Source organism: Streptosporangium sp. NPDC004631 (assembly GCF_053601935.1).
In genome coordinates this window covers 341,436-360,498 of record NZ_JBSGCR010000002.1, presented here as the reverse complement: position 1 = coordinate 360,498, position 19,063 = coordinate 341,436, and the positions used below count along the sequence as shown (strand labels likewise).

Genomic DNA, 19,063 nt, shown 5'->3' with positions numbered 1-19,063 from the left:
CCCGGGTCACGACCGGAGCGGAAGCGATCTCGTGGCTCGGGGCGGGGCGCCGATTTTACCCTGGGGAGAAATATGCGAGAAATCTATGCCAAACCCGGATCTCCAATATAGATCGTTCTTTACGATTCTCCATGAACGACAGTCAAATTGCACCGGAGGAGAACGTGACGGGGTTCGACGGCGTCATCATCGGCGGCGGCCATAACGGGCTCACGTGCGCCGCCTATCTCGCCAGGACGGGACTGTCGGTCGCGGTCGTCGAACGCAACGACGAGGTGGGCGGCGGCTGCGCCACCCAGGAGCTGACCCTCCCCGGATTCCGGCACAACACCCACAGCAACTACCACTTCCTGCAGGAGGGGCCGGTCCCGGCCGACCTGGAGCTCCAGCGGTACGGCCTGCGGTACGTCTACCCCCAGGTCCAGCACTCCACGATCTTCCGGGACGGCCGCGCGGTCACGGTTCACACCGATCCGGCGCGCACCGCCGAGTCCTTCGCCCGGTTCTCCCGCGCCGATGCGGATCGGTGGCTGGAGCTGTACGGACGCTACGCGGAGGCGGCCAGGGACCTGATGAACGGTTTCCTGTACTCCAGACCGCTGCCCCCGCCGGTGCTGGCCGAACGGCTCCAGGGCGATCTCGGGCGTGACCTGCTGAGTTACATACCGCTCTCGATCTACGAGGCAGTAGACAGAAACTTCGAAAGCGAGCAGGTCAGAGTGCTGTTCAAGTCGTTCCTGCACGCGATCTCGATCGAGAACGTGCCCGGTACCGGCGGTTTCCTGCCACGCCTGCTCTCGCGCATCGCCAGGCTGGGCGTGCCGGTGGGCGGCGCCGCGAACGTGGCGAACGCGTTACGCGGCGTCATCGAGGAGCACGGCGGCACCGTGATCACCGGCGCGCACGTCCAGCGGATCCTGGTCGGCGACGGCCGGGCCACCGGGGTCGAGCTGGCCACGGGCGAGGTCATCGGCGCGCGGCGGTTCGTCGCCAGCGCGGTGGACGCCCCCCAGACGGTACGGCTGGCGGGCCCGGAGAACTTCGGCGCCGAACTCGCGGCCAAGGTCGAGGGCTACCGGTGGGCCGGGCACAGCCTCGTCACCCTGCACCTCGCGCTGAAGGAGGCGCCCCGCTATACGGCGGCCGAGTTCGAGCCCGATGTGAACCGCGCCTTCCTGGTCGTGCTCGGCGCCGACGACAGCGAGCAGCTGAGCCGTACGTTCGACCAGATCCACCGGGGACGGTTACCCGAGCGGCTGGCGGGCAACGGCGCGTGTCCCTCGCTGTTCGACCCGTCCTACGCGCCGGCCGGCGGGCACGTGGCGTTCTGGTGGCCGTGGGCCCCCTACGATCTCGGCGGAGATCCGGAGAACTGGGATCGATGGCGCGAGGAGGTGGGAGACCGGTTACTCGGCGAGTGGTCGGAGTACGCCCCCAACCTCACCGAGGACACCGTGCTCGGCAAGCGGGTCTTCTCCCCTCTCGACATAGAACGGCACTGCATCAACATGGTCCGCGGCAGCCACCACGTCGGCGCCTACGAGCCCTCCCAGCTGGGAGGCAACCGGCCGGTCCCCGAGCTCGGCCAGTACCGCACCCCGATCGCTGGCCTCTACCTCTGCGGCGCGAGCAGCCACCCCGGCGGCTCGGTCTCCGCCGCCCCCGGCTACAACGGCGCCAACGCCATCGTCGAGGATCTCGGGCTCACCTCCTGGTGGACCCCGGTTCCGGCTCCTCGGTGGAGCGAGTGAACCGCCGTTTCGTCGCCAAGGACCCAGGGGTGGCGACGCCTCGGATGAGCAGTCCGGCCACCATGCACGAACAGCTCTCGCTGCTCAACGCGGCGAGCAAGCGGATCGGCAGCACGCTGGACATGTTCGAGACCGGCAGGGAACTGATGGATGTCGCGGTGCCGCGCTTCGCCGACGCGGCGGGCATCCTGGTACAGGACCGGCTGGTCACCGAAGGGGAGTTCCCGCAGCGCAGCAACGACGGCTCGGCGATGGTGCGGCGGATCGCGGTCGGCGTGTCCAGCACCAGGCCCAACGAGTACGCCAGGGCCTTCCCGGTGGACGAGATCGCCGTGTACGCGGCCTGGACGCCCTACGCCAGGTGCATGGCCACCGGCAACCCGATCCTCTACCCGCGCCTGGGCCGCCGGACCTCGGAGGAGATAGGGCGGTTCTGGAGGCGCGACTCGGTCGCCAAGGTGCTGGAGGACAGCTCGTTCCTGGTGGTCCCGCTGAAGGCGCGCGGCCGGGTGCTGGGTTTTGTGATCTTCACCCGGAGACCGAGCAGCCTGCCCTTCGACGAGCAGGACGTGAACCTCGCCGAGGAGCTGGCGGCCAGGACCGCGGTCTGCCTCGACAACGCCAGACTCTACGGCCGGGAGCGGCGTACCGCGCTGACCCTGCAGAGCAGCCTGCTGCCCGCCGACCTCTACCAGCCGCTGGGCCTGACGATCGCCTCCCGCTACCTGCCCGCGAGCGACCTGGTGGGGGTGGGCGGCGACTGGTACGACGTGATCCCGCTGCCCGGCTGCCGGGTCGCCCTCGTGGTGGGCGACGTGATGGGGCACGGCATCAGGGCCGCCGCCACGATGGGCCAGCTCCGCACGGCCGCCCGCACCCTGGCCAGCCTCGACCTCCGCCCCGACGAGGTGCTGTTCCGGCTCAACCGGATGAGCCAGGACCTGGACACCACCCAGATCGCGACCTGCGTGTACGCCACCTACGACCCGGTCACGCGGGCCTGCGCGCTGGCGTGCGCGGGCCATGTGCCACCGATCCTGGTACGGCCCGACGGCGAGACCGAGCTGCTCGAACTGCCGGCCGGGGTGCCCCTGGGCATCGGAAACGACCCGTTCGAGATGCGCGAGCTGACCCTTCCGCACGACTCGGTCCTCGCCTTCTACACCGACGGCCTGGTGGAGAGCCGCGACCGGGACATCGACGAGGGCATCGGCATGGTCCGTGAGCTGCTCACCGGCCGGCACCAGGACCTGGAGGAGCTCTGCGATCTCACGATCGGCGCGCAGCGGCCCGGCCACGAGCGTGACGACATCGCGCTCCTGCTGGCCAGGGTGCGCGAGCTCGACGAGGACGACGTCGTCGAGCTCCGGCTGCCCTCGGACCGCCGTTCCGCCGTGCGGGCCCGCCGTTTCGTCCGCGCCACGCTCACCGAGTGGCGGCTGGAGGCGATCGCCGACACCGCCGAACTCCTGGTCGGCGAGCTGGTCGCCAACGCCATCGAGCACGGCTCGGGCCCGGTGAAGCTGCGTCTGCTCCGCGGCCCCACGCTGGTGTGCGAGGTGGCCGACCGCTCCGCCGTACTGCCGACCATGCGCGAGGTCGGCGGCGACGCCGACAGCGGCCGCGGACTCTATCTCGTCAACTGGCTCGCCCACCGCTGGGGTTCGCGCCCGACGCCGAAGGGCAAGGTCGTCTGGGTGGAGCAGCGGTTGCCGTGACGGCCGGCGAGGGTGGGAGGGTGAGAGACGCGGAGATCAGGAGACGGCTCTCCGTCTCAGCGCCGGGACGTGCCGGGCCGCGCGGAGGAGCGTCTTGAAACCGGCCCTGGCCAGTGGGCTCTCGTCCACGAACCGCCTGGCCGCCGTGAGGGACCTGCGCACGGCGGCGAAGCCGTACTCACGCATCCGCGCCTCGTAGTCCGCGATGGCCGCGACGGGGTCCCCGCCGCGGGTCAGCGCCCGGGAGAGCAGGTGGGCGTCGCGGAGGGCGATGTTGGCCCCGATGCCGCGCATCGGGGTCATGCTGTGGATGGCGTCGCCGAGCAGGGTGATGTTCGTGGCCGGCCAGGGGTCGATCGGGACCGAGCTGCGGATCGGCAGCAGGGAGACCGTCTCGGGGGCGGAGGCGGTGACCAGCCGCCGCAGGTCGGGGTGCCAGGTCTCGATCATCCGGGCCACGGTGTCCCGGAGCCGTTCGCCGGTCATGCCGGAGAGCCCCTCGGGCATGCGCCCGCTCGCCGCGCCGAAGACCCACATGACGTAGCCGCCGGTGTTGTCGAGCAGTGCCCCCTCCTGCTCGGTGCGCCCGATCCCGGAGGGCAGGACCGTGCCGCCGGAGTCCTGGGGCGCGGTGAACATGGAACACCCCCTCGGCGGGATGATCATGTTGGGCCCCCGCCACAGCCGGGAGGCGACCAGCGGGCGTGTGTCGTCGTTGAGCGGGAACTTCCCGGCGATCGTGAGGATGCCGGTGTCGATCCGCGGGGCGTGCGGGAGATACTGGCGCCTGACCCGTGAGTTGCCGCCGTCCGCGGCCACCACGATGTCGGCGGTCTCGGCCGCCCCGTCGGCGAAGTGCAGGGTGACGGTGCCGTCGGGGTCGCGGGTGTAGCGCTCGTAGGTCCTGTCGAACCGGACCACGTCCGAGAGGCCGGAGAGCAGCACCTGGCGGAGGGTGATCCGGCTGACCGAGTGGTGGTTGTCGAGCGGGTCGGGCGCCCGCGGGATCTCCAGCAGGAGGAGCCGTCCCATCTTCTCGGTGAGGAAGCCGAAGTCCTGCCCGCTCCGGCCGACGGTCGCCAGGAACGCCTCCCAGAGCGGTTCCGGCAGGCAGGCGTGGAGGGCCCGGGCGCCGCCGGGGTCGATGTGCACGCGATATCCCTGGAGCCGGTCGGCCGGGGTGCGGTCACGTTCGTAGACCGCCACGTCCACACCGGCCCCGTGCAGCCCCTGCGCCAGGCAGAGTCCGCCGATGCCGGCACCGATGATCGCCACTCTGGAGTCCGTCATACCTCCACTATCGACCGGTTGGACTCCCGAGCGCCCTCCCCTCGGGCGTCTCTTCCCCGGCCCCCTCCGCCCGGACACCCGTCTCTCCCCCGGTCCTCCCTCCGCTCGGACACCCCTTGCGCCCGGCCTCCCTCCGCCGAGCGCGATGACTAGCGGGCGCCCAGGGGTTACGGTCGAGATGAGGACATGAGGAGGGCATCATGACCATCGACATACGCGAGGCATACCGCCGCGCGCTGGACGACTTCGGCGCTCTCGTTCACAAGATCGCCCCCGAGCAGTGGCATACCCCGACGCCCTGCGTGGACTGGGACGTGCGCTCCCTGGTCAACCACGTGGTCGGGGAGAACCTGTGGGTCCCTGAGTTGCTCGCCGGACGGACCACCGCGGACGTCGGCGACGCCTTCGACGGCGACCTCCTCGGCGACGACCCCCTGAAGGCGTTCGACACCTCGGCCGTGGCCGCCGTCCAGGCGGCGGGTGAGAACGGCGCGCTGACCCGCATGGTGCGCCTGTCGTTCGGGGATGTGCCCGGCGGGGAGTACGTCACCGAGTTGTTCGCCGACGCCCTCATCCACACCTGGGACCTCGCCCGCGCGATCGGCGCCGACGAACGGCTCGACCCCGAACTTGTCGGGGCCTGCGCGGCGTGGTTCGCCGGCACGGAGAACGATTACCGTCAGGCCGGGGTGACAGGGGAGCGGCAACAGGTGTTCTCCGACACCGACGCCCAGACCCGGTTGCTCGCCTCCTGGGGCCGTCGCGGCTGAGGCTCCACCGGACAGGGCGGTCCCGGCCCGAGACGCCGTCGGCCACCCCGGGCGCGCCACTCACACGACGGAGGCGCAGGCCACCCGCCGCCTCCTGTCCGGCGTCTCCGGGCTCAACGCCCCGTCGGCCGCTTACCGTGGTTGGCCCTGCGCTTCTTACGCGCCCTGCTCTTACGCGCCCGCCTGCCCATACCGACCACCCCTCTCACCGGACCCTCGCGGAGAACGGGTCCGGCTCCACGTTCCTCCCCGAACGCCTGCCGTACAAGACCCACCGGGCAAGATCTGAGCAATGATCCGCACGGCCGAGTGCCGTGTTCCCCCGGCCCCTCCGATGATCCACACGGCCGGGGGGCGTTTTCGCGCCGGCCCGCCCGACGACCCGCGCGGCCGGTGACCGTGGTTTTAGGCTCCGTCGCATGGACGCGAAGCTGATGGACCTCTGGCGCTCCCTGGCAGGCCCCGGGGCCGACCACCTCGGCCGGGATCTGATCACCCGGTACGGCGAGCCGCACCGCAGGTATCACACGGCCACCCACCTGCGGGCCGTACTGACCCAGGTTGACGCGCTGGCCGGAAACACCGCGCACCCGGATCTCGTACGGCTCGCGGCCTGGTTCCACGACGCCGTCTACGACCCTCGGCGTGGCGACAACGAGGAGCTCAGTGCCCGGCTGGCCGAGCGCGCGCTGCCCGAGCTGGGACTGGCCGCCGAGGCGGTGGCCACGGTGGCCCGGCTGGTCCGGCTGACCCGCACCCACGACCCGGCGCCCGGCGACGTGGACGGGGCCGTGCTGTGCGACGCCGACCTGGCGATCCTGGCCTCTGCGCCCGAGGTGTACGCGGCGTATGCGGCGGCGGTGCGCGAGGAGTACTCCTTCGTCCCGGACGAGGCGTTCCGGAAGGGCCGGGCCGCCGTGCTGCGCGCGCTGCTCGACCTTCCGGCGATCTTCCACATCACCGATGTGGAGGCGGCGGCGAGGGCGAACATCCAGGTCGAACTCACCCGGCTGTAACCGGCTATTCACCATGATTCAACAGGCATTTGTGGGGTTTACTGTGGTAATTTGGTGGAATCTGGTTGATTAAGGAGTGGATCAATGCTTGCCCAGCAGCGGCAGCAGGCGATTCTGGAGCGGGTGCGCAGCAGGGGCGGCGTCAGGGTCGCCGACCTCGTCCGCGAGCTCGGCGTGTCCGACATGACGATCCGAAGGGATCTTGAGGTGCTGGCCGGGCGCGGACTGGTGGAGAAGGTTCACGGCGGGGCCACCAACGCCGGGCCGGGCTCGACCGAGGAGCCCGGGTTCGCCGCCAAGTCGGTGCGCCAGCAGCCGGAGAAGGAGGCGATCGCCCGGCAGGCGGCCGAGCTCGTCCGGCCCGGCACCGCCATCGCGCTCTCCGCCGGGACCACGACCTGGACACTCGCCCACTTCCTGGTGGACGTGCCGGAACTGACCGTGATCACCAACTCGATCCGGATCTCCGACGTCTTCCACCGTTCTCCCCGCGCCGACCGCACCGTCGTGCTGACCGGCGGCGTCCGCACCCCCTCCGACGCGCTGGTCGGGCCGGTCGCCGTGGCGGCCGTCCGCGGACTCCACGTGGACACCCTGTTTCTCGGCGTGCACGGGATGAGCGCCCGCGCCGGGTTCACCACCCCGAACCTGCTTGAGGCGGAGACCAACCGGGAACTGGTCGCCTCCGCACACCGCCTGGTGGTGCCCGCCGATCACACCAAGTGGGACACGGTCGGGATCAGCACGATCGCCGAGCTGGCCCAGGCCCACCTCGTGATCACCGACTCGGGCCTGGCGGACGAGGCCCGTGAGGAGCTCACCGCGCGGGTGGGCGAGCTGGTCATAGCCGAACCCCGACAGGAAAGCGAGGCCCTGAGCCGATGAAGCGCACGATCACCCATCTGGCCGACGGCCGCGAGCTCGTCTACTTCGACCGGCACGACGACGCCGATCGGAGCGCGATCGACCGGCGAGACCTGCCGCCCCGGCCCGCCGCCTCGGAACTGCGCTACGACCCGCTCACCGAGGAGTGGGTGGCGGTGGCCGGGCACCGCCAGGGACGCACCTTCCTCCCGCCGACGAGCGAGTGCCCGCTCTGCCCGTCCACCCCCGGTCACTCCACGGAGATCCCCTCGGCCTCCTACGACGTGGTGGTCTTCGAAAACCGCTTCCCATCCCTCTCCGCGCAGCCGGGCCCGCACCGGGACATCGGCGGCATGAGCGAGGCCCGGCCGGGGACCGGCCGGTGCGAGGTGGTCTGCTTCACCTCCGACCACGACTCCTCCTTCTCCCGGCTCTCCCCCGGCCAGATCGACCTGGTGATGGAGGCGTGGATCGACCGCACCGCCGAGCTGTCCGCGATTCCGGGCGTGGAGCAGGTGTTCTGCTTCGAGAACCGGGGGGCCGAGATCGGCATCACCCTGGCCCACCCGCACGGCCAGATCTACGCCTACCCCTATGTGACCCCGCGCACCAGGCTCTCCCTGGGCGCGGCCGAGCGCCACCGGGAGCGGACCGGCGGCAACCTCTTCGCCGACGTACTGGCCGCCGAGCGGGAGGCCGAGGTCCGGGTGGTCGCCGCGAACGACCACTGGACGGCCTTCGTGCCGGCCGCGGCCCGGTGGCCCGTGGAGGTCCACCTCTACCCGCACCGCCGGGTTCCGGACCTGGGCGGGCTCAAGGAGGCCGAGCGCGCGGCGTTCGGGCCGCTCTACACAGAGGTGCTGCGCCGGCTGGACGGGCTCTTCGGTATGCCCATGCCGTACGTCGCGGCCTGGCACCAGGCACCGGTGAACGTCGGCCGGGAGCTGTCCTACGCGCACCTGGAGCTGTTCAGCATCCGCCGGGCACCCAACAAGCTGAAGTATCTCGCGGGTTCGGAGTCGGCCATGGGGGCTTTCGTGAACGACGTCCTGCCCGAGGAGGCGGCGCTACTCCTCCGATCCGTCATCACGGAATGATCACTGATCGGTCTCGACTTGGGGTCGCATGACCATCCGTTTACCACTACTATCCTCACACATCGGACATAACATCCGATATGCCTAATCCGGGGCGCCTCGCCCGGGAACCGGGGACCCACGCATTTGGGGTGAACCACTTCGGTGGAAGGGCTTCCTCCAGCCCGAACCCGTCAGCTAACCCGGTAGGCGTGAGGAGAGGAGAACCGTGGCGGCCTCGCCCCCCACGTTCCGTCGTCATGCGGCCCTGACCGCCTCCGTGCTCTCGGCCATCGCGTTCACCCTGGGCAGCGCGTCCGCGGGCAGCGCCGCCCCCAAACCGGCCGAGCCCGAGCTCCGCGCCGAACTCGCCCGGCTGAACAAGAAGGTCGACAAGCTCATCGAGTCCTACGCGGCCAAACGGGAGTCTCTGCGAAAGGCCCGGCTGGCCGAGGAGGCCGCCCAGGTCGATCTGCGCAAGGCCGAGGAGACCTACGACAAGGCGAGCGAACAGGTCGACTCCATCGCCCAGCTCCGCTACCAGAGCAGCGCCGCCGACCTGCCCGCCCTGCTGTTCGCCCCCGACATGGAGGGCGCCGTCGTCATGGAACAGCTCATCGCCCAGCGGACCGCCTACCTGCGGGACTTCGCCCAGAGCCGGGACCTCAAGAAGCAGGCCGCCGACAAGGCGGCCCGGCTCACCGAGCAGATCGGCGTGGAGGCCAAGGTCGTGGAGACCGAGCGCCAGGGCGCCGAGAGGGTGATCCGTGACATCGAGCGGAAACTCGACCAGCTCGTCCCGATGGGTTCCGGCCGCCGCGCCGACGGCAGCTGGGTCCCCCAGCTCCCCACCGGCGGCGACAACATCACCGACCGCACCCGGATCATGCTCGAAGCCATCAAAGAACGCTTCAAACTCCCCCACGAGGTCGGCTGCTACCGCACCGGCGGCAACGGCGAGCACCCCCTGGGCCGCGCCTGCGACTTCATGATGAGCACCGGCGGCTCGATGCCCTCGGCGGAGAACATCAGGCTCGGCGACGAGATCTCCGCCTGGGCCATCAAGAACAAGGACCGGCTCGGCGTCAAGTACGTGATCTGGCGCCAGCGCATCAACATGGGCTCCGGCTGGCGCGCCATGTCCAACCGGGGCGGAATCACCGCCAACCACTACGACCACCCCCACATCTCGATGTACTAGCGCCGTGGAGCCCCCGCCGGGAGCGTTTCCGGGGGGTGTGGATCGAGAAAAAAGGGTGTGACAGTGGCCGTGTGCGCGGGGAGGATGGGGGATCATGACCGACAATCGCATTGCTCCTCCCTATGTCGCCGACGAGGTCGGCATGCTGCACTCCTGGCTGGACTTCCACCGGGAGACCCTGGCCGTCAAGTGCGCCGGGCTGTCGGAGCGGCAGCTCGCCCTCCGCCCCTGCGCTCCGTCCACGCTCTCCCTGCTGGGCCTGGTCCGTCACATGACCGAGGTGGAGCAGCAGTGGTTCCATAACATCCTCAGCGGCGAGGACAGGCCGTCGATCTACTGCACCGAGCAGGATCGCGACGGGGACTTCAACCTGCTGGGCTCCTGCTCCGCCGAGGAGGCCGTCGCCCGCTGGCACGCCGAGATCGACGGTGTCCGCGAGCTCTACGCGGAGTTGCCCCTGGAGACCGTGGGCAGACGGCAGCGCAGGGGTGAGGACGTCTCGCTGCGGTGGATCCTGGTCCACATGATCGAGGAGTACGCCCGGCACAACGGCCACGCCGACATCATTCGCGAGCGGATCGACGGGGTCACGGGAGACTAGTGTTCTCCTCCGCGATCGCCTCGGTGATCAGCCGGTCGAGAGCCGCCAGGTCGGGCGGGTGTGCCGTGGCGGCCTCCGCGAAGCGGGTGAGCAGGTCGGCGAAGAGCCCGCGGTCCGCCTCGTCCCAGTCGGCGATCAACTCGTCCAGGTAGGTCCGCCGGGAGCGGACGACCACCTGGAGCACCCGGAGCCCTCTCGGGCTCAGCAGCAGCCTGGCCCTCCGGGCGTCCACCTCGGACTCCTCGCGCTCCACGAACCCCGCGCCGATCGCGTCGTTGACCAGCCTGCTGGCGGTGGAGGGGTCGACGTCCAACTGCTCGGCGACGGCGCCCACGGTCACCTCGGGCATCTCTCCGCACAATCTGTACACGGCGCGCACGACCATCACGTTCGACATGTGCACCGGCCGCTGCGGATCTCCGAGCCTGCGCGTGCGCAAGGGCCGCGCCCAGATCCGGCGCAGCCGGAACAGGGCGACATCGATCATGGCCCCCGGCGTCCCGTCCTTCACGGCGCAACCCTATCGGCGTACGGGTACACGTCGGCTACGCGCCGTACCCGCGAGGCCTCAGCCGGACAGACGGACCGGGTTGACGAGGTCTGCGTACATCAGCAGGCCGGCCATGATGACCATTACGAAGGCGATCGCGTAGGTCAGCGGAAGCGCCTTGGCGATGTCGACGTGCCCGGGGGCGGGGCGGCGGGTCACCCGGGCGAAGGCCCGCTTGAGACCCTCCCAGAGGCCACCCGCGATATGGCCGCCGTCCAGCGGGAGCAGCGGAATCAGGTTGAACAGGCCGATCGCCAGGTTGAACCCCGCCAGCAGGTTGATGAAGATGACGATCTTGTTCTCCAGCGGGACCGCGGAGGCCGCGATCTCCCCGCCGATGCGGCCCGCGCCGATGACACCGATCGGGCCGTTCTTGTCGCGCTCCTCGCCGGAGAAGGCGGCGTTCCAGACGCCGACCATCTTCTCGGGGAAGCGCAGCAGCGCACCGGCGGTCGCCGAGGTGAGATCCCACATGTGGGTGGTCACGGCGCCGAAGCCCTGCTGCTCGATGACCGTGGTGGGACTGACGCCCAGGTAGCCGACACCCTTGTCGATCTTGCCGGGCCGGTCCAGCGACTCCCGGTCCTGGGAGATGAGGGTGGCGGTGAGGGTCATCTGCCGACCGGCCCGCTGGATCCCGACCTCGACCGGGCCCGCGCCGTGGCCACGGATGGCCCGCGTCGCGGCGTCCCAGCTCGCGGTGGGCCTGCCGCCCACCGACAGGATGACGTCACCCGGCTTCAATCCGGCCGCGGCGGCGGGGCTGGGCCTGTCGGCCGCGGTGCAGTCGGGGTTCTCGGCGTATTCGGCGGCGGTCTTCACACAGGCGGGCACCGAGGCGACCTGCGTCTTCTGCACCGCGACGCCGAAGCCCATGAGCACGACGGCGAACAGGACGAAGGCCAGCACGAAGTTCATCGCCGGACCGCCGGCCATGACGATGACCTTCTGCCACCACGGCTTGCGGTAGAAGACGCGGTTCTCGTCGCCCGGCTGGACCTCCTCAAGGGCCACGTCGCGGGCGTTCTCGATCAGGGCCTGCCAGGGCCCGGTGGAGACCGAGCGCACCTTGCCGGGGTCGTCGGTGGGCCTGGGAGGCAGCATGCCGATCATCCGGATGTAACCGCCGAGCGGGATCCACTTCACGCCGTACTCGGTCTCGCCCCTGCGCCGGGACCACATCGTCGGGCCGAATCCGACCATGTACTGGGTGACCTTGACGCCGAAAAACTTCGCCGGCAGCAGGTGACCTATCTCGTGCAGCGCGATCGACGCCATCAGCCCGACGAGGAAGACGACGATCCCGATCACGAAGAGCCAGCTCACAGGTCCATACCCCCGGTCACGGAACTATCGACAACGCCCATAAGAGATTAGCCGAATAATCCCGGGCCCAGGCTCCAGGGCGGCGGGCGGTCCGGATCCGATCACTTGCGAAGTCTTTACCAAATAGAGAGACTTCTTTTACAGTAAGCGACTGTTCGATCACCCTGCGAGAAAAGGGGCGAGGGGAAAAACTTGATCGGGATCCTGGTTGCCGAGCGCCAGCCCATGGTCCGGCGGGGCCTGGTGGCCTCGCTGGAGTGCGAGACCGACCTGAAGGTCGTCGCCGACGTGGACAACGGCGAGGACGTCGTCCCCGCCGTTCTGGAACACCATCCCGATGCGGCGGTTGTCGACCTGGACCTGCCGGGCCTGGATGGATTCACCGTGGCCCTGCGACTGCACGAGAACGCCCCCGGCTGCCGGGTGCTCCTGCTGGCCCGCCGGCCGAACCCCGGCCAGGTCCGCCGGGCGTTCGCCGTACACGCGCTCGGCTTCATGAGCCTGGACGCGCGGCCGGAGCAGCTGGCCGACGGCGTCCGCCGGGTCGCGGCCGGGCGCAGGGCGGTGGACGCCGATCTCGCACTGGCCGCCCTTGAGTCGGCCGAGAACCCGCTGACCCGCAGGGAGATGGACGTGCTCCGGCTGGCCGCCCGGGGAGCGCGGTCCAGCGAGATCGCCGATCAGCTGTTCCTGTCGGTGGGAACGGTCCGCAATCACCTGTCGCGGATCATGTGCAAGACCCACGCCCGCAGCCGCCTGGATGCCGTGCGCATCGCCAGCGACTCCGGCTGGCTGTGACCCGGCGGCCGGCGCTCCGGCGGGTCGCCGCACCCGCCGCGGCGTCGGCCACGCCCCTGGCGCGAGCACCTGCCAACCGCGGGGGCGCGGCGTTTCTTCGATGAGAAGGCAGGTCAGGGACGCCAGATGAGGACCAGCGCGCAGTCGTCGTTGTGCCCCGACGACATGGAGGCGACGAGGTTGCGGGCACCGTCGCGGAACCCGGAGGGCAGCAGTCGCTCGGCCTCGCCCAGCAGCCGGTCGAGGCCGGCGTCGATGTCGCGGCCGGGCTGCTCTATCAGCCCGTCGGTGTAGAGCATGAGCGCGTCGCCCTTGCGGAGCGTTCCCCGATCGGGCTCGCAGTGCAGATCGGGCACGACTCCCAGCACCACGCCCTTGGCCGGGGAGACCCGCCAGGTGCCGGTGCCCGAGTCGAACTTGACCACCGGCGGGTGACCCGCCGAGGTGATCAGGTATTCGCCCGTGGCGAGATTGAGCCGTATGTGGACGGCCGTGACGAAGCCCTCAGCCTCGCGCTGACGGTGCAGGTAGGCGTTACAGGCGGTCAGGAAGTCGGAGACCGAGCCGAGCAGGCCCCCGAAGGTGCCCGACAGCATCAGCGCCCTGGTGCCCGCGTCGACCCCCTTGCCCGACACGTCGACCAGGGCGAGCTCCACCATGTCGCCCTCGCGCAGCGAGACCAGGAAGTCGCCGCCGAAGGAGGACCCGCCGGCCTGCTTGAGCACCACACGCGAGTCCCAGTCCTTGGGCAGCCGGGGCAGATCGCTCTGGTTCTTGAGCCGGTCGCGCAGCTCAAGCAGCATCACGTCGCCGCGCAGGCCCTGCACGCCGAGTTTGCCCCGGGTGCGGGCCATCAGCGCGGCCAGCACGCCGGTGAACACGAAGGTGGTCAGCAGACCGGGACCGATGTGCCCGACCCCGCGCACGACGCCCACGTACACCAGGGCGATCGCGACCGCGCAGAGCAGTTTGGCCAGGCTGCGCAGCCGGAGCTGGAGTCCGGCGACGAGGGTGATCGGGATCATGAGCGCTGGGGAGAACCACTCCATGGAGACCCGGGCGGCCAGCCCTCCGAGCACCAGGGTGAGCACGATCAGCGTGATGAGCAGGTTGCGGTCGCGGGCCAGCGGCCCGCGACGTAGGAAGCGCACAATGGGCACCAGAAGAGGGACCCGCACCAGGAACGCACGGAGCGCAGGAGGGATCAGCGGCACCGGACGGGAACTCATGATGCGCTCGACTGTATCGGGTATCCCCCGTTTGGACAGCCCACTTGACCAAGACCTTGATCATTAAGGGCGGATATTGAATGGCCGGAACGTTTTGTCCCATCTACCGTAGGAAAAATGACCCTTAGCCTGCGGCCCATGACCGAGACCGACTGGCCCGCCTGGACCGGCCTGGGCGGGGAGGCGTTCGGCAACGCCCTTTCCCCGCACCGGTTGGAGCTGTTCAAGGACCTCACCGAGTTCGACCGCTCGCTCGGCGCGTTCGAGGGCGACCTGCTCGTGGGCGTCACCGCCGTGTGCAGCTTCACCATGACGGTGCCCGGCGGACCGATCCCGGTCGCCGGCGTCACCGCGGTCGGGGTGCTGCCCTCCCACCGCCGCCGGGGCGTTCTGTCCGCGCTCATGGCCCGCCAGCTCCACGACGTCCGCGAGCGGGGCGAGACGGTCGCCGCCCTCTACGCCTCCGAAGCGGCGATCTACCGGCGTTTCGGGTACGGCAGGGCCGCCGACAACCTCTTCTTCGACATCCCCACGCACAGCTCGGCATTCGTCAAGAACGCCCCGGCCGATCCGGCGCTGCGGCTGCGTGTCGTCACCCCCGCCGAGGGCAGGCCCGCCTTCGAGAAGACCTTCGAGAGCCTGCTGGACAGCCGCCCGGGACTCTACGCCCGGACGCCCTCGCGCTGGAACGCCCTGCTGTCGGACCACGAGGCCGATCAGGGGGGTGCGGGACCGCTGCGTGCCGTGGTCGTCGAGGACGGCCGGGGTCCCCGCGGCTACGCGCTCTTCCGGATCAAGATGAACTTCACCCCCCACGACCTTCCGGACGGCGAGCTGCGGCTTGAGGAACTGTTCGGCCTGGACCCGGCCGCCTACGCGCTGCTCTGGCGGCACGTGCTGGATCGCGACCTGGTCGCCCGGGTCAGGGCGGGACAGCGGCCGGTCGACGACCCGCTGATCCACCTGCTCGCCGAGCCTCGCCGGTTGAACGCGGGCTGGCTGGACGAGCTCTGGATCCGCCTGGTCGACGTCGAGCGGGCTCTGGCCGCACGACGCTACTCCGCACCGGTGGACGTGGTGATCGAGGTCGAGGATCCGCTCTGCCCGTGGAACGCACACCGCTGGCGGCTGTCGGCCGGCGTCTCCGGCGCCCGGTGCGTGCCCAGCGGCGATCCGGCGGACCTGAGGCTGCCGGTCACCGCGCTGGGCGCGGCCTACCTGGGCGGCCGGCCGCTCACGGCCCTGCTGGCGGCGGGGGTGGTGCACGAGACGCGGGCGGGGGCCGTCCGGGAGCTGTCCACCGCGATGTCCTGGGAACCCGCGCCCTGGGCCGGTCTGGTCTTCTGATCGGGGACCGGCCCGGGACGTGGGACATCACACGCCCCGGGCCGTGCGGGTTATGGTGACGGCATGGCACTGCAGAGTTTGCAGATCAACGCGGTCACCGCGATGCGGGCCCGCGACGTCTCCCGGCCCACACGGGAGCAGCGGGAGAGCGCGGACCGGAGGCCGCTACGCGATGAGATGCCGCGTAAAGAGGCGCCGCGTAAGGAGACACCCCGCAAGGAGGCGCCCCGCCGCGGGTAGCGGCCCGGGGTGCCGGAAACCCTCCGGCAGGCCGGGGCCTACGGCAGCGGCGGGAGCTGGCCGATCGTCTCGTACGAGGTGAGCTGCGCTATCCGGCGGTTGTGCCGCTCGGCTCCCGAGTAGGGCGTGGCCAGGAAGAGCTCGACGAAACGGATCGCCTCGTCCTCGGTGTGCATCCGCGAGCCGATGCTCACCACGTTGGCGTTGTTGTGCTCGCGGGCGAGCTTGGCGGTTTCGTCGCTCCAGGCCAGGGCCGCGCGGATGCCGCGCACCTTGTTGGCCGCGATCTGCTCGCCGTTGCCCGAGCCGCCGATGACGACCCCCAGGCTGCCGGGGTCGTCCGTGACCCCCTCGGCCGCCCGCAGCACGAACGGCGGGTAGTCGTCCTCGGCGTCGTAGACGAACGGGCCACAGTCCGTGACCTCGTGGCCGTGCTCCTTGAGCCAGGAGACGACGCGGTTCTTAAGCTCATAGCCGGCATGGTCGGCACCGATGTAGACGCGCACCCGCCCAGTTTCGCAGGTATGCGTGGGCGGTTTGACCCCCACCCCGGCTAAAGTAATGACCGGATAGCCATGGTAACCCTTACAAGAGAGAGTCCACATGCGTGACATCCGAGTGGTCGGGGATCCGGTCCTGCGCACGCCCGCCGAGCCGATCGCCGACTTCGATCGCGATCTGCGCCGCCTGATCGACGAGATGTTCGACGCGATGTACGCGGCGCAGGGCGTCGGTCTGGCCGGGCCGCAGATCGGCGTGTCGAGGCGGGTCTTCGTCTACGACTGCAGCAACCGCAAGGGGCACGTGGTCAACCCGGTGCTGACGGTCGACGACGACGCGGAGATCCTCGACGAGGAGGGGTGCCTGTCGGTTCCCGGGCGTGGCACCGGCACCCCGCTCTACGCCAGCACCCCCCGCGCGGCCGGGGTAACCGTCCGCGGCTTCGACCGGCTGGGCCGCCCGGTCCAGGTCAAGGCCCGCGGCCTGCTCGCGCGCTGCTTCCAGCATGAGACCGACCACCTCGACGGCATGCTCTACGTCGACCGGCTCGCCAAGGACGCCGCCCGGCGGGTGCTGCTCCAGGCCCCCTGATCGGCGGCCGGCCCGGACTCGGCTCCGTGGTCGCCCTCCGTGACGCTCCTCCGCACCCGGGCGCTCACCCGCTCCCGGGGGTGGCCGCCGGGCTGCCGGGGCGTGGGACACTCCGCCGGCGGCGGAGCAGCGGCCTGGCCATCAGGCCGAGACCGGCGGCCATGAGCAGCACGACCACGATCCACTCGTTGGAGCCGCCGGGACCGTAGACATGGCCCTGACGGCCGGTGTCGAACGCCCGCACGGTCTGGCCGGGGGTGAACGCGTCGCGGTCGCCTCCGTAGAACCCGATCTCCTCACGGACCGTCCGGCCGCTCCGGAACTCGCCCAGCCAGGTGCACTGCTGGTGACCCGGATGTTCGACGCACTCGACCCGGTGGGCGGTGAAGGTGCCCCAGGTGCCCTCCCCCCGGAGTGCGGCCAGCGCGGGCCCGAGGTTCTGCACGGCCAGCAACACCAGCAGCAGGCCTCCTGCGGCGATCACCAGATCGAACGCGCTGAGCCGCGCGGTGCCCCGTTCCATGCGACGCCCTTCGGAAGAGGGGAAGCTTCCCTTAGGGCGGGTTTACCCAGAACATCCTGAGACCACGACTCGATCCGGCCGATGTCCCGATCCGGCCGGGGCGCGTCCGCGGAGGAGGCTCGGCGCGGAGACGCGGGCGCGTGGGGACAGGGCGGGCGGGGCTGTCGGACGGGGGCGGCCTACAGCTGGACCGACTTGACCTCCAGATACTCCTCCAGGCCGAACCGGCCCAGCTCACGGCCCAGCCCCGACTGCTTGTAGCCCCCGAAGGGGGCCTGCGGGTTGAACCCGCCGCCGTTGACGGCCACCTGCCCGGTGCGCAGCCGCAGCGCCACCGAGACCGCGTGTTCCTCGTCTCCCGCCCACACCGCGCCGGCGAGGCCGTACGGGGTGCCGTTGGCGATGGCGACGGCCTCGTCCTCGCCCCGGGTGTAGGGGATGATCGTCAGAACCGGGCCGAAGATCTCCTCCTGTTCGATGATCATCCCGGGCTCCACCCCGGCGAAGACCGTCGGCTCCACGTAGAAGCCCCGGTCCATGGGGTTGTCGGTGCCTCCGGCGACCAGCCGGGCCCCCTCCTCCTGACCCCGGTTGATGTAGCGGACGACCCGGTCGCGCTGCGCCGCGGAGACCAGCGGGCCGAGCCGGGTGAGCTCGTCGAAGGGGTCGCCGACGGTGTACCTCCCCGTGGCCTGGACGGCGAGACCGACGGCCTCGTCGTACCGGTCCCGGTGGACGATCATGCGGGTCCAGGCGGAGCAGGTCTGCCCGGAGTTGAGGAAGGCGTTGGCCACGGTCGCCTTGACCGCCGTGGCCAGGTCGGCGTCCGGCAGGATCAGGCTCGCCGACTTGCCCCCGAGCTCCAGGGCCACCCGTTTGACCGTCTCGGCCGCGAGCGCGGCGACCCGCCGCCCGGCCCTGGTGGAGCCGGTGAACGACACCATGTCCACGTCCGGGTGGGTGACCAGCGCCTCACCCACCACCGGGCCGTACCCGCTGACCAGGTTGAACACCCCCGGAGGCAGCCCGACCTCATCGAGGATCCCCGCCAGCGCGTAGGCCGCCAGCGGGGCCACCTCGCTGGGCTTGAGCACCACCGTGCAGCCGGCGGCGAGCGCCGGGGCCACCTTGCACACGATCTGGTGGAGCGGGTAGTTCCACGGCGTGACGGCCGCGACGACGCCGGCCGGCTCCCGGATGATCCGGGAGTTGCCGATCCGCCCGCCGTCGAAGTCGTAGGTCTCGGCCAGCTGGGCGTAGGAGGCCAGCACCCCGGCCGGCATCAGCGTCTGCACCTTCATCGCCATGTCGTACGGCGCGCCCATGTCGGTGGCGATGATCCTGGCCAGCTGGTCGGCGCGGTCCCGGATCAGCCCCGCCGCGGCGGCGAGGATCCCGCCCCGTTCCGCGGGCGCCGTGTCCGACCACGAGGGCAGCGCCGCACGCGCCGCGGCCACGGCGACCTCGACGTCGGCGGGCGACCCCGCGGGCACCCTGTCGATCGTCTCCTCGGTCGCGGGGTTGACGACGCCGATGCTCTCACCGGACGCCGACGCCTGCCAGGCCCCGTTCAGATAAAGGTGACGCATGAGTCTCATCCTTGCGCGCTGATCGTCATAAGGCGAGGCCCTGCAGGTCACAGGCCCACCACACCGCGTGAAGATCACGGGC

19 protein-coding genes and 1 riboswitch are annotated in these 19,063 nt (G+C 70.5%); of the genes, 12 read left to right on the top strand and 7 right to left on the bottom strand.

Translation table 11 applies throughout. The features are described 5' to 3' along the window. Positions 1–131 precede the first annotated feature (131 nt). The gene (locus ACWEF2_RS03255) at positions 132–1,751 is read left to right on the top strand and encodes a phytoene desaturase family protein (protein ID WP_453811410.1); all 1,620 of its coding nucleotides are present in this window, start codon (positions 132–134) and stop codon (positions 1,749–1,751) included. 29 nt (positions 1,752–1,780) lie between these two features. Beyond that, entirely contained in the window at positions 1,781–3,469 is a 1,689-nt protein-coding gene (locus tag ACWEF2_RS03250; protein ID WP_453811408.1) for an ATP-binding SpoIIE family protein phosphatase, read from the top strand. A gap of 36 nt (positions 3,470–3,505) precedes the next feature. On the opposite strand, the gene ACWEF2_RS03245 is transcribed toward ACWEF2_RS03250, so the two are convergent. Then, positions 3,506–4,759 carry an FAD-dependent oxidoreductase gene (locus tag ACWEF2_RS03245; RefSeq protein ID WP_453811406.1) on the bottom strand — a complete coding sequence of 418 codons (1,254 nt, stop codon included), beginning with the start codon at positions 4,757–4,759 and terminating at the stop codon, positions 3,506–3,508. A 200-nt stretch (positions 4,760–4,959) separates the two neighbouring features. Between ACWEF2_RS03245 and ACWEF2_RS03240 the strand changes: the two genes are divergently transcribed. The 6 genes from ACWEF2_RS03240 (at position 4,960) to ACWEF2_RS03215 (ending at position 10,287) form a co-directional block, all read left to right on the top strand. Further along, entirely contained in the window at positions 4,960–5,529 is a 570-nt protein-coding gene (locus tag ACWEF2_RS03240; protein ID WP_453811404.1) for a TIGR03086 family metal-binding protein, read from the top strand. A 419-nt stretch (positions 5,530–5,948) separates the two neighbouring features. Then, on the top strand, positions 5,949–6,545 hold the full coding sequence (locus ACWEF2_RS03235; RefSeq protein WP_453811402.1) for an HD domain-containing protein: 597 nt from the start codon (positions 5,949–5,951) through the stop codon (positions 6,543–6,545). Between the two features lie 84 nt (positions 6,546–6,629). Continuing rightward, positions 6,630–7,430, top strand: a complete 801-nt coding sequence (locus ACWEF2_RS03230) for a DeoR/GlpR family DNA-binding transcription regulator (protein WP_355598891.1) — start codon at positions 6,630–6,632, stop codon at positions 7,428–7,430. After that, positions 7,427–8,506, top strand: a complete 1,080-nt coding sequence (gene galT, locus ACWEF2_RS03225) for a galactose-1-phosphate uridylyltransferase (protein WP_453811399.1) — start codon at positions 7,427–7,429, stop codon at positions 8,504–8,506. Before ACWEF2_RS03230 ends, galT begins: the two co-directional genes overlap by 4 nt. A 71-nt stretch (positions 8,507–8,577) precedes the next feature. Next, positions 8,578–8,712, top strand: a riboswitch (cyclic di-AMP (ydaO/yuaA leader). A gap of 2 nt (positions 8,713–8,714) precedes the next feature. Then, positions 8,715–9,686 carry a coiled-coil domain-containing protein gene (locus ACWEF2_RS03220; protein WP_453811397.1) on the top strand — a complete coding sequence of 324 codons (972 nt, stop codon included), beginning with the start codon at positions 8,715–8,717 and terminating at the stop codon, positions 9,684–9,686. Positions 9,687–9,780: 94 nt separating this feature from the next. Further along, on the top strand, positions 9,781–10,287 hold the full coding sequence (locus ACWEF2_RS03215; RefSeq protein WP_453811395.1) for a DinB family protein: 507 nt from the start codon (positions 9,781–9,783) through the stop codon (positions 10,285–10,287). Here ACWEF2_RS03215 and ACWEF2_RS03210 read toward each other — a convergent pair. Beyond that, the gene (locus ACWEF2_RS03210; protein WP_453811393.1) at positions 10,274–10,798 is read right to left on the bottom strand and encodes a MarR family winged helix-turn-helix transcriptional regulator; all 525 of its coding nucleotides are present in this window, start codon (positions 10,796–10,798) and stop codon (positions 10,274–10,276) included. The genes ACWEF2_RS03215 and ACWEF2_RS03210 overlap by 14 nt on opposite strands. Before the next feature lie 57 nt (positions 10,799–10,855). After that, entirely contained in the window at positions 10,856–12,163 is a 1,308-nt protein-coding gene (locus ACWEF2_RS03205; protein ID WP_453811391.1) for a M50 family metallopeptidase, read from the bottom strand. 192 nt (positions 12,164–12,355) lie between these two features. On the opposite strand from ACWEF2_RS03205, the gene ACWEF2_RS03200 reads away from it, so the two are divergent. Next, a complete protein-coding gene (locus ACWEF2_RS03200) occupies positions 12,356–12,961 on the top strand; it encodes a response regulator transcription factor (protein ID WP_453811389.1) in 606 nt (201 codons plus the stop codon). 113 nt (positions 12,962–13,074) lie between these two features. On the opposite strand, the gene ACWEF2_RS03195 is transcribed toward ACWEF2_RS03200, so the two are convergent. Beyond that, entirely contained in the window at positions 13,075–14,190 is a 1,116-nt protein-coding gene (locus ACWEF2_RS03195) for a PP2C family protein-serine/threonine phosphatase (RefSeq protein ID WP_453811387.1), read from the bottom strand. A 117-nt stretch (positions 14,191–14,307) separates the two neighbouring features. Here ACWEF2_RS03195 and ACWEF2_RS03190 point away from each other — a divergent pair, with 117 nt between their 5' ends. Both ACWEF2_RS03190 and ACWEF2_RS03185 read left to right on the top strand, forming a co-directional pair. Next, positions 14,308–15,537 (top strand): GNAT family N-acetyltransferase, encoded by a 1,230-nt coding sequence (locus ACWEF2_RS03190; RefSeq protein WP_453811385.1) that lies wholly within the window; start codon positions 14,308–14,310, stop codon positions 15,535–15,537. 63 nt (positions 15,538–15,600) lie between these two features. Continuing rightward, entirely contained in the window at positions 15,601–15,777 is a 177-nt protein-coding gene (locus ACWEF2_RS03185; protein ID WP_453811383.1) for a hypothetical protein, read from the top strand. Between the two features lie 38 nt (positions 15,778–15,815). On the opposite strand, the gene ACWEF2_RS03180 is transcribed toward ACWEF2_RS03185, so the two are convergent. After that, the gene (locus ACWEF2_RS03180; protein ID WP_355598901.1) at positions 15,816–16,283 is read right to left on the bottom strand and encodes a ribose-5-phosphate isomerase; all 468 of its coding nucleotides are present in this window, start codon (positions 16,281–16,283) and stop codon (positions 15,816–15,818) included. A 97-nt stretch (positions 16,284–16,380) separates the two neighbouring features. On the opposite strand from ACWEF2_RS03180, the gene def reads away from it, so the two are divergent. Then, positions 16,381–16,869 (top strand): peptide deformylase, encoded by a 489-nt coding sequence (gene def, locus ACWEF2_RS03175; RefSeq protein WP_355598902.1) that lies wholly within the window; start codon positions 16,381–16,383, stop codon positions 16,867–16,869. Between the two features lie 64 nt (positions 16,870–16,933). Here def and ACWEF2_RS03170 read toward each other — a convergent pair whose 3' ends face one another. Together ACWEF2_RS03170 and ACWEF2_RS03165 are read right to left on the bottom strand one after the other, a co-directional pair. After that, positions 16,934–17,392 (bottom strand): hypothetical protein, encoded by a 459-nt coding sequence (locus ACWEF2_RS03170; protein ID WP_453811380.1) that lies wholly within the window; start codon positions 17,390–17,392, stop codon positions 16,934–16,936. A gap of 179 nt (positions 17,393–17,571) precedes the next feature. Continuing rightward, positions 17,572–18,981: an aldehyde dehydrogenase family protein gene (locus ACWEF2_RS03165; protein ID WP_453811378.1), complete on the bottom strand. Its 1,410-nt coding sequence runs from the start codon at positions 18,979–18,981 to the stop codon at positions 17,572–17,574. Between the last annotated feature and the right edge of the window lie 82 nt (positions 18,982–19,063).

What these genes read in the sequence shown, in the direction of transcription:
- ACWEF2_RS03255 (WP_453811410.1), top strand. Translation starts at nt 132, where the DNA reads ATGAACGACAGTCAAATTGCACCGGAGGAGAACGTGACGGGGTTCGAC.
- ACWEF2_RS03245 (WP_453811406.1), bottom strand. Translation starts at nt 4,759, where the DNA reads ATGACGGACTCCAGAGTGGCGATCATCGGTGCCGGCATCGGCGGACTC.
- ACWEF2_RS03240 (WP_453811404.1), top strand. Translation starts at nt 4,960, where the DNA reads ATGACCATCGACATACGCGAGGCATACCGCCGCGCGCTGGACGACTTC.
- ACWEF2_RS03235 (WP_453811402.1), top strand. Translation starts at nt 5,949, where the DNA reads ATGGACGCGAAGCTGATGGACCTCTGGCGCTCCCTGGCAGGCCCCGGG.
- ACWEF2_RS03230 (WP_355598891.1), top strand. Translation starts at nt 6,630, where the DNA reads ATGCTTGCCCAGCAGCGGCAGCAGGCGATTCTGGAGCGGGTGCGCAGC.
- galT (WP_453811399.1), top strand. Translation starts at nt 7,427, where the DNA reads ATGAAGCGCACGATCACCCATCTGGCCGACGGCCGCGAGCTCGTCTAC.
- ACWEF2_RS03215 (WP_453811395.1), top strand. Translation starts at nt 9,781, where the DNA reads ATGACCGACAATCGCATTGCTCCTCCCTATGTCGCCGACGAGGTCGGC.
- ACWEF2_RS03195 (WP_453811387.1), bottom strand. Translation starts at nt 14,190, where the DNA reads ATGAGTTCCCGTCCGGTGCCGCTGATCCCTCCTGCGCTCCGTGCGTTC.
- ACWEF2_RS03190 (WP_453811385.1), top strand. Translation starts at nt 14,308, where the DNA reads ATGACCCTTAGCCTGCGGCCCATGACCGAGACCGACTGGCCCGCCTGG.
- ACWEF2_RS03185 (WP_453811383.1), top strand. Translation starts at nt 15,601, where the DNA reads ATGGCACTGCAGAGTTTGCAGATCAACGCGGTCACCGCGATGCGGGCC.
- def (WP_355598902.1), top strand. Translation starts at nt 16,381, where the DNA reads ATGCGTGACATCCGAGTGGTCGGGGATCCGGTCCTGCGCACGCCCGCC.
- ACWEF2_RS03170 (WP_453811380.1), bottom strand. Translation starts at nt 17,392, where the DNA reads ATGGAACGGGGCACCGCGCGGCTCAGCGCGTTCGATCTGGTGATCGCC.
- ACWEF2_RS03165 (WP_453811378.1), bottom strand. Translation starts at nt 18,981, where the DNA reads ATGCGTCACCTTTATCTGAACGGGGCCTGGCAGGCGTCGGCGTCCGGT.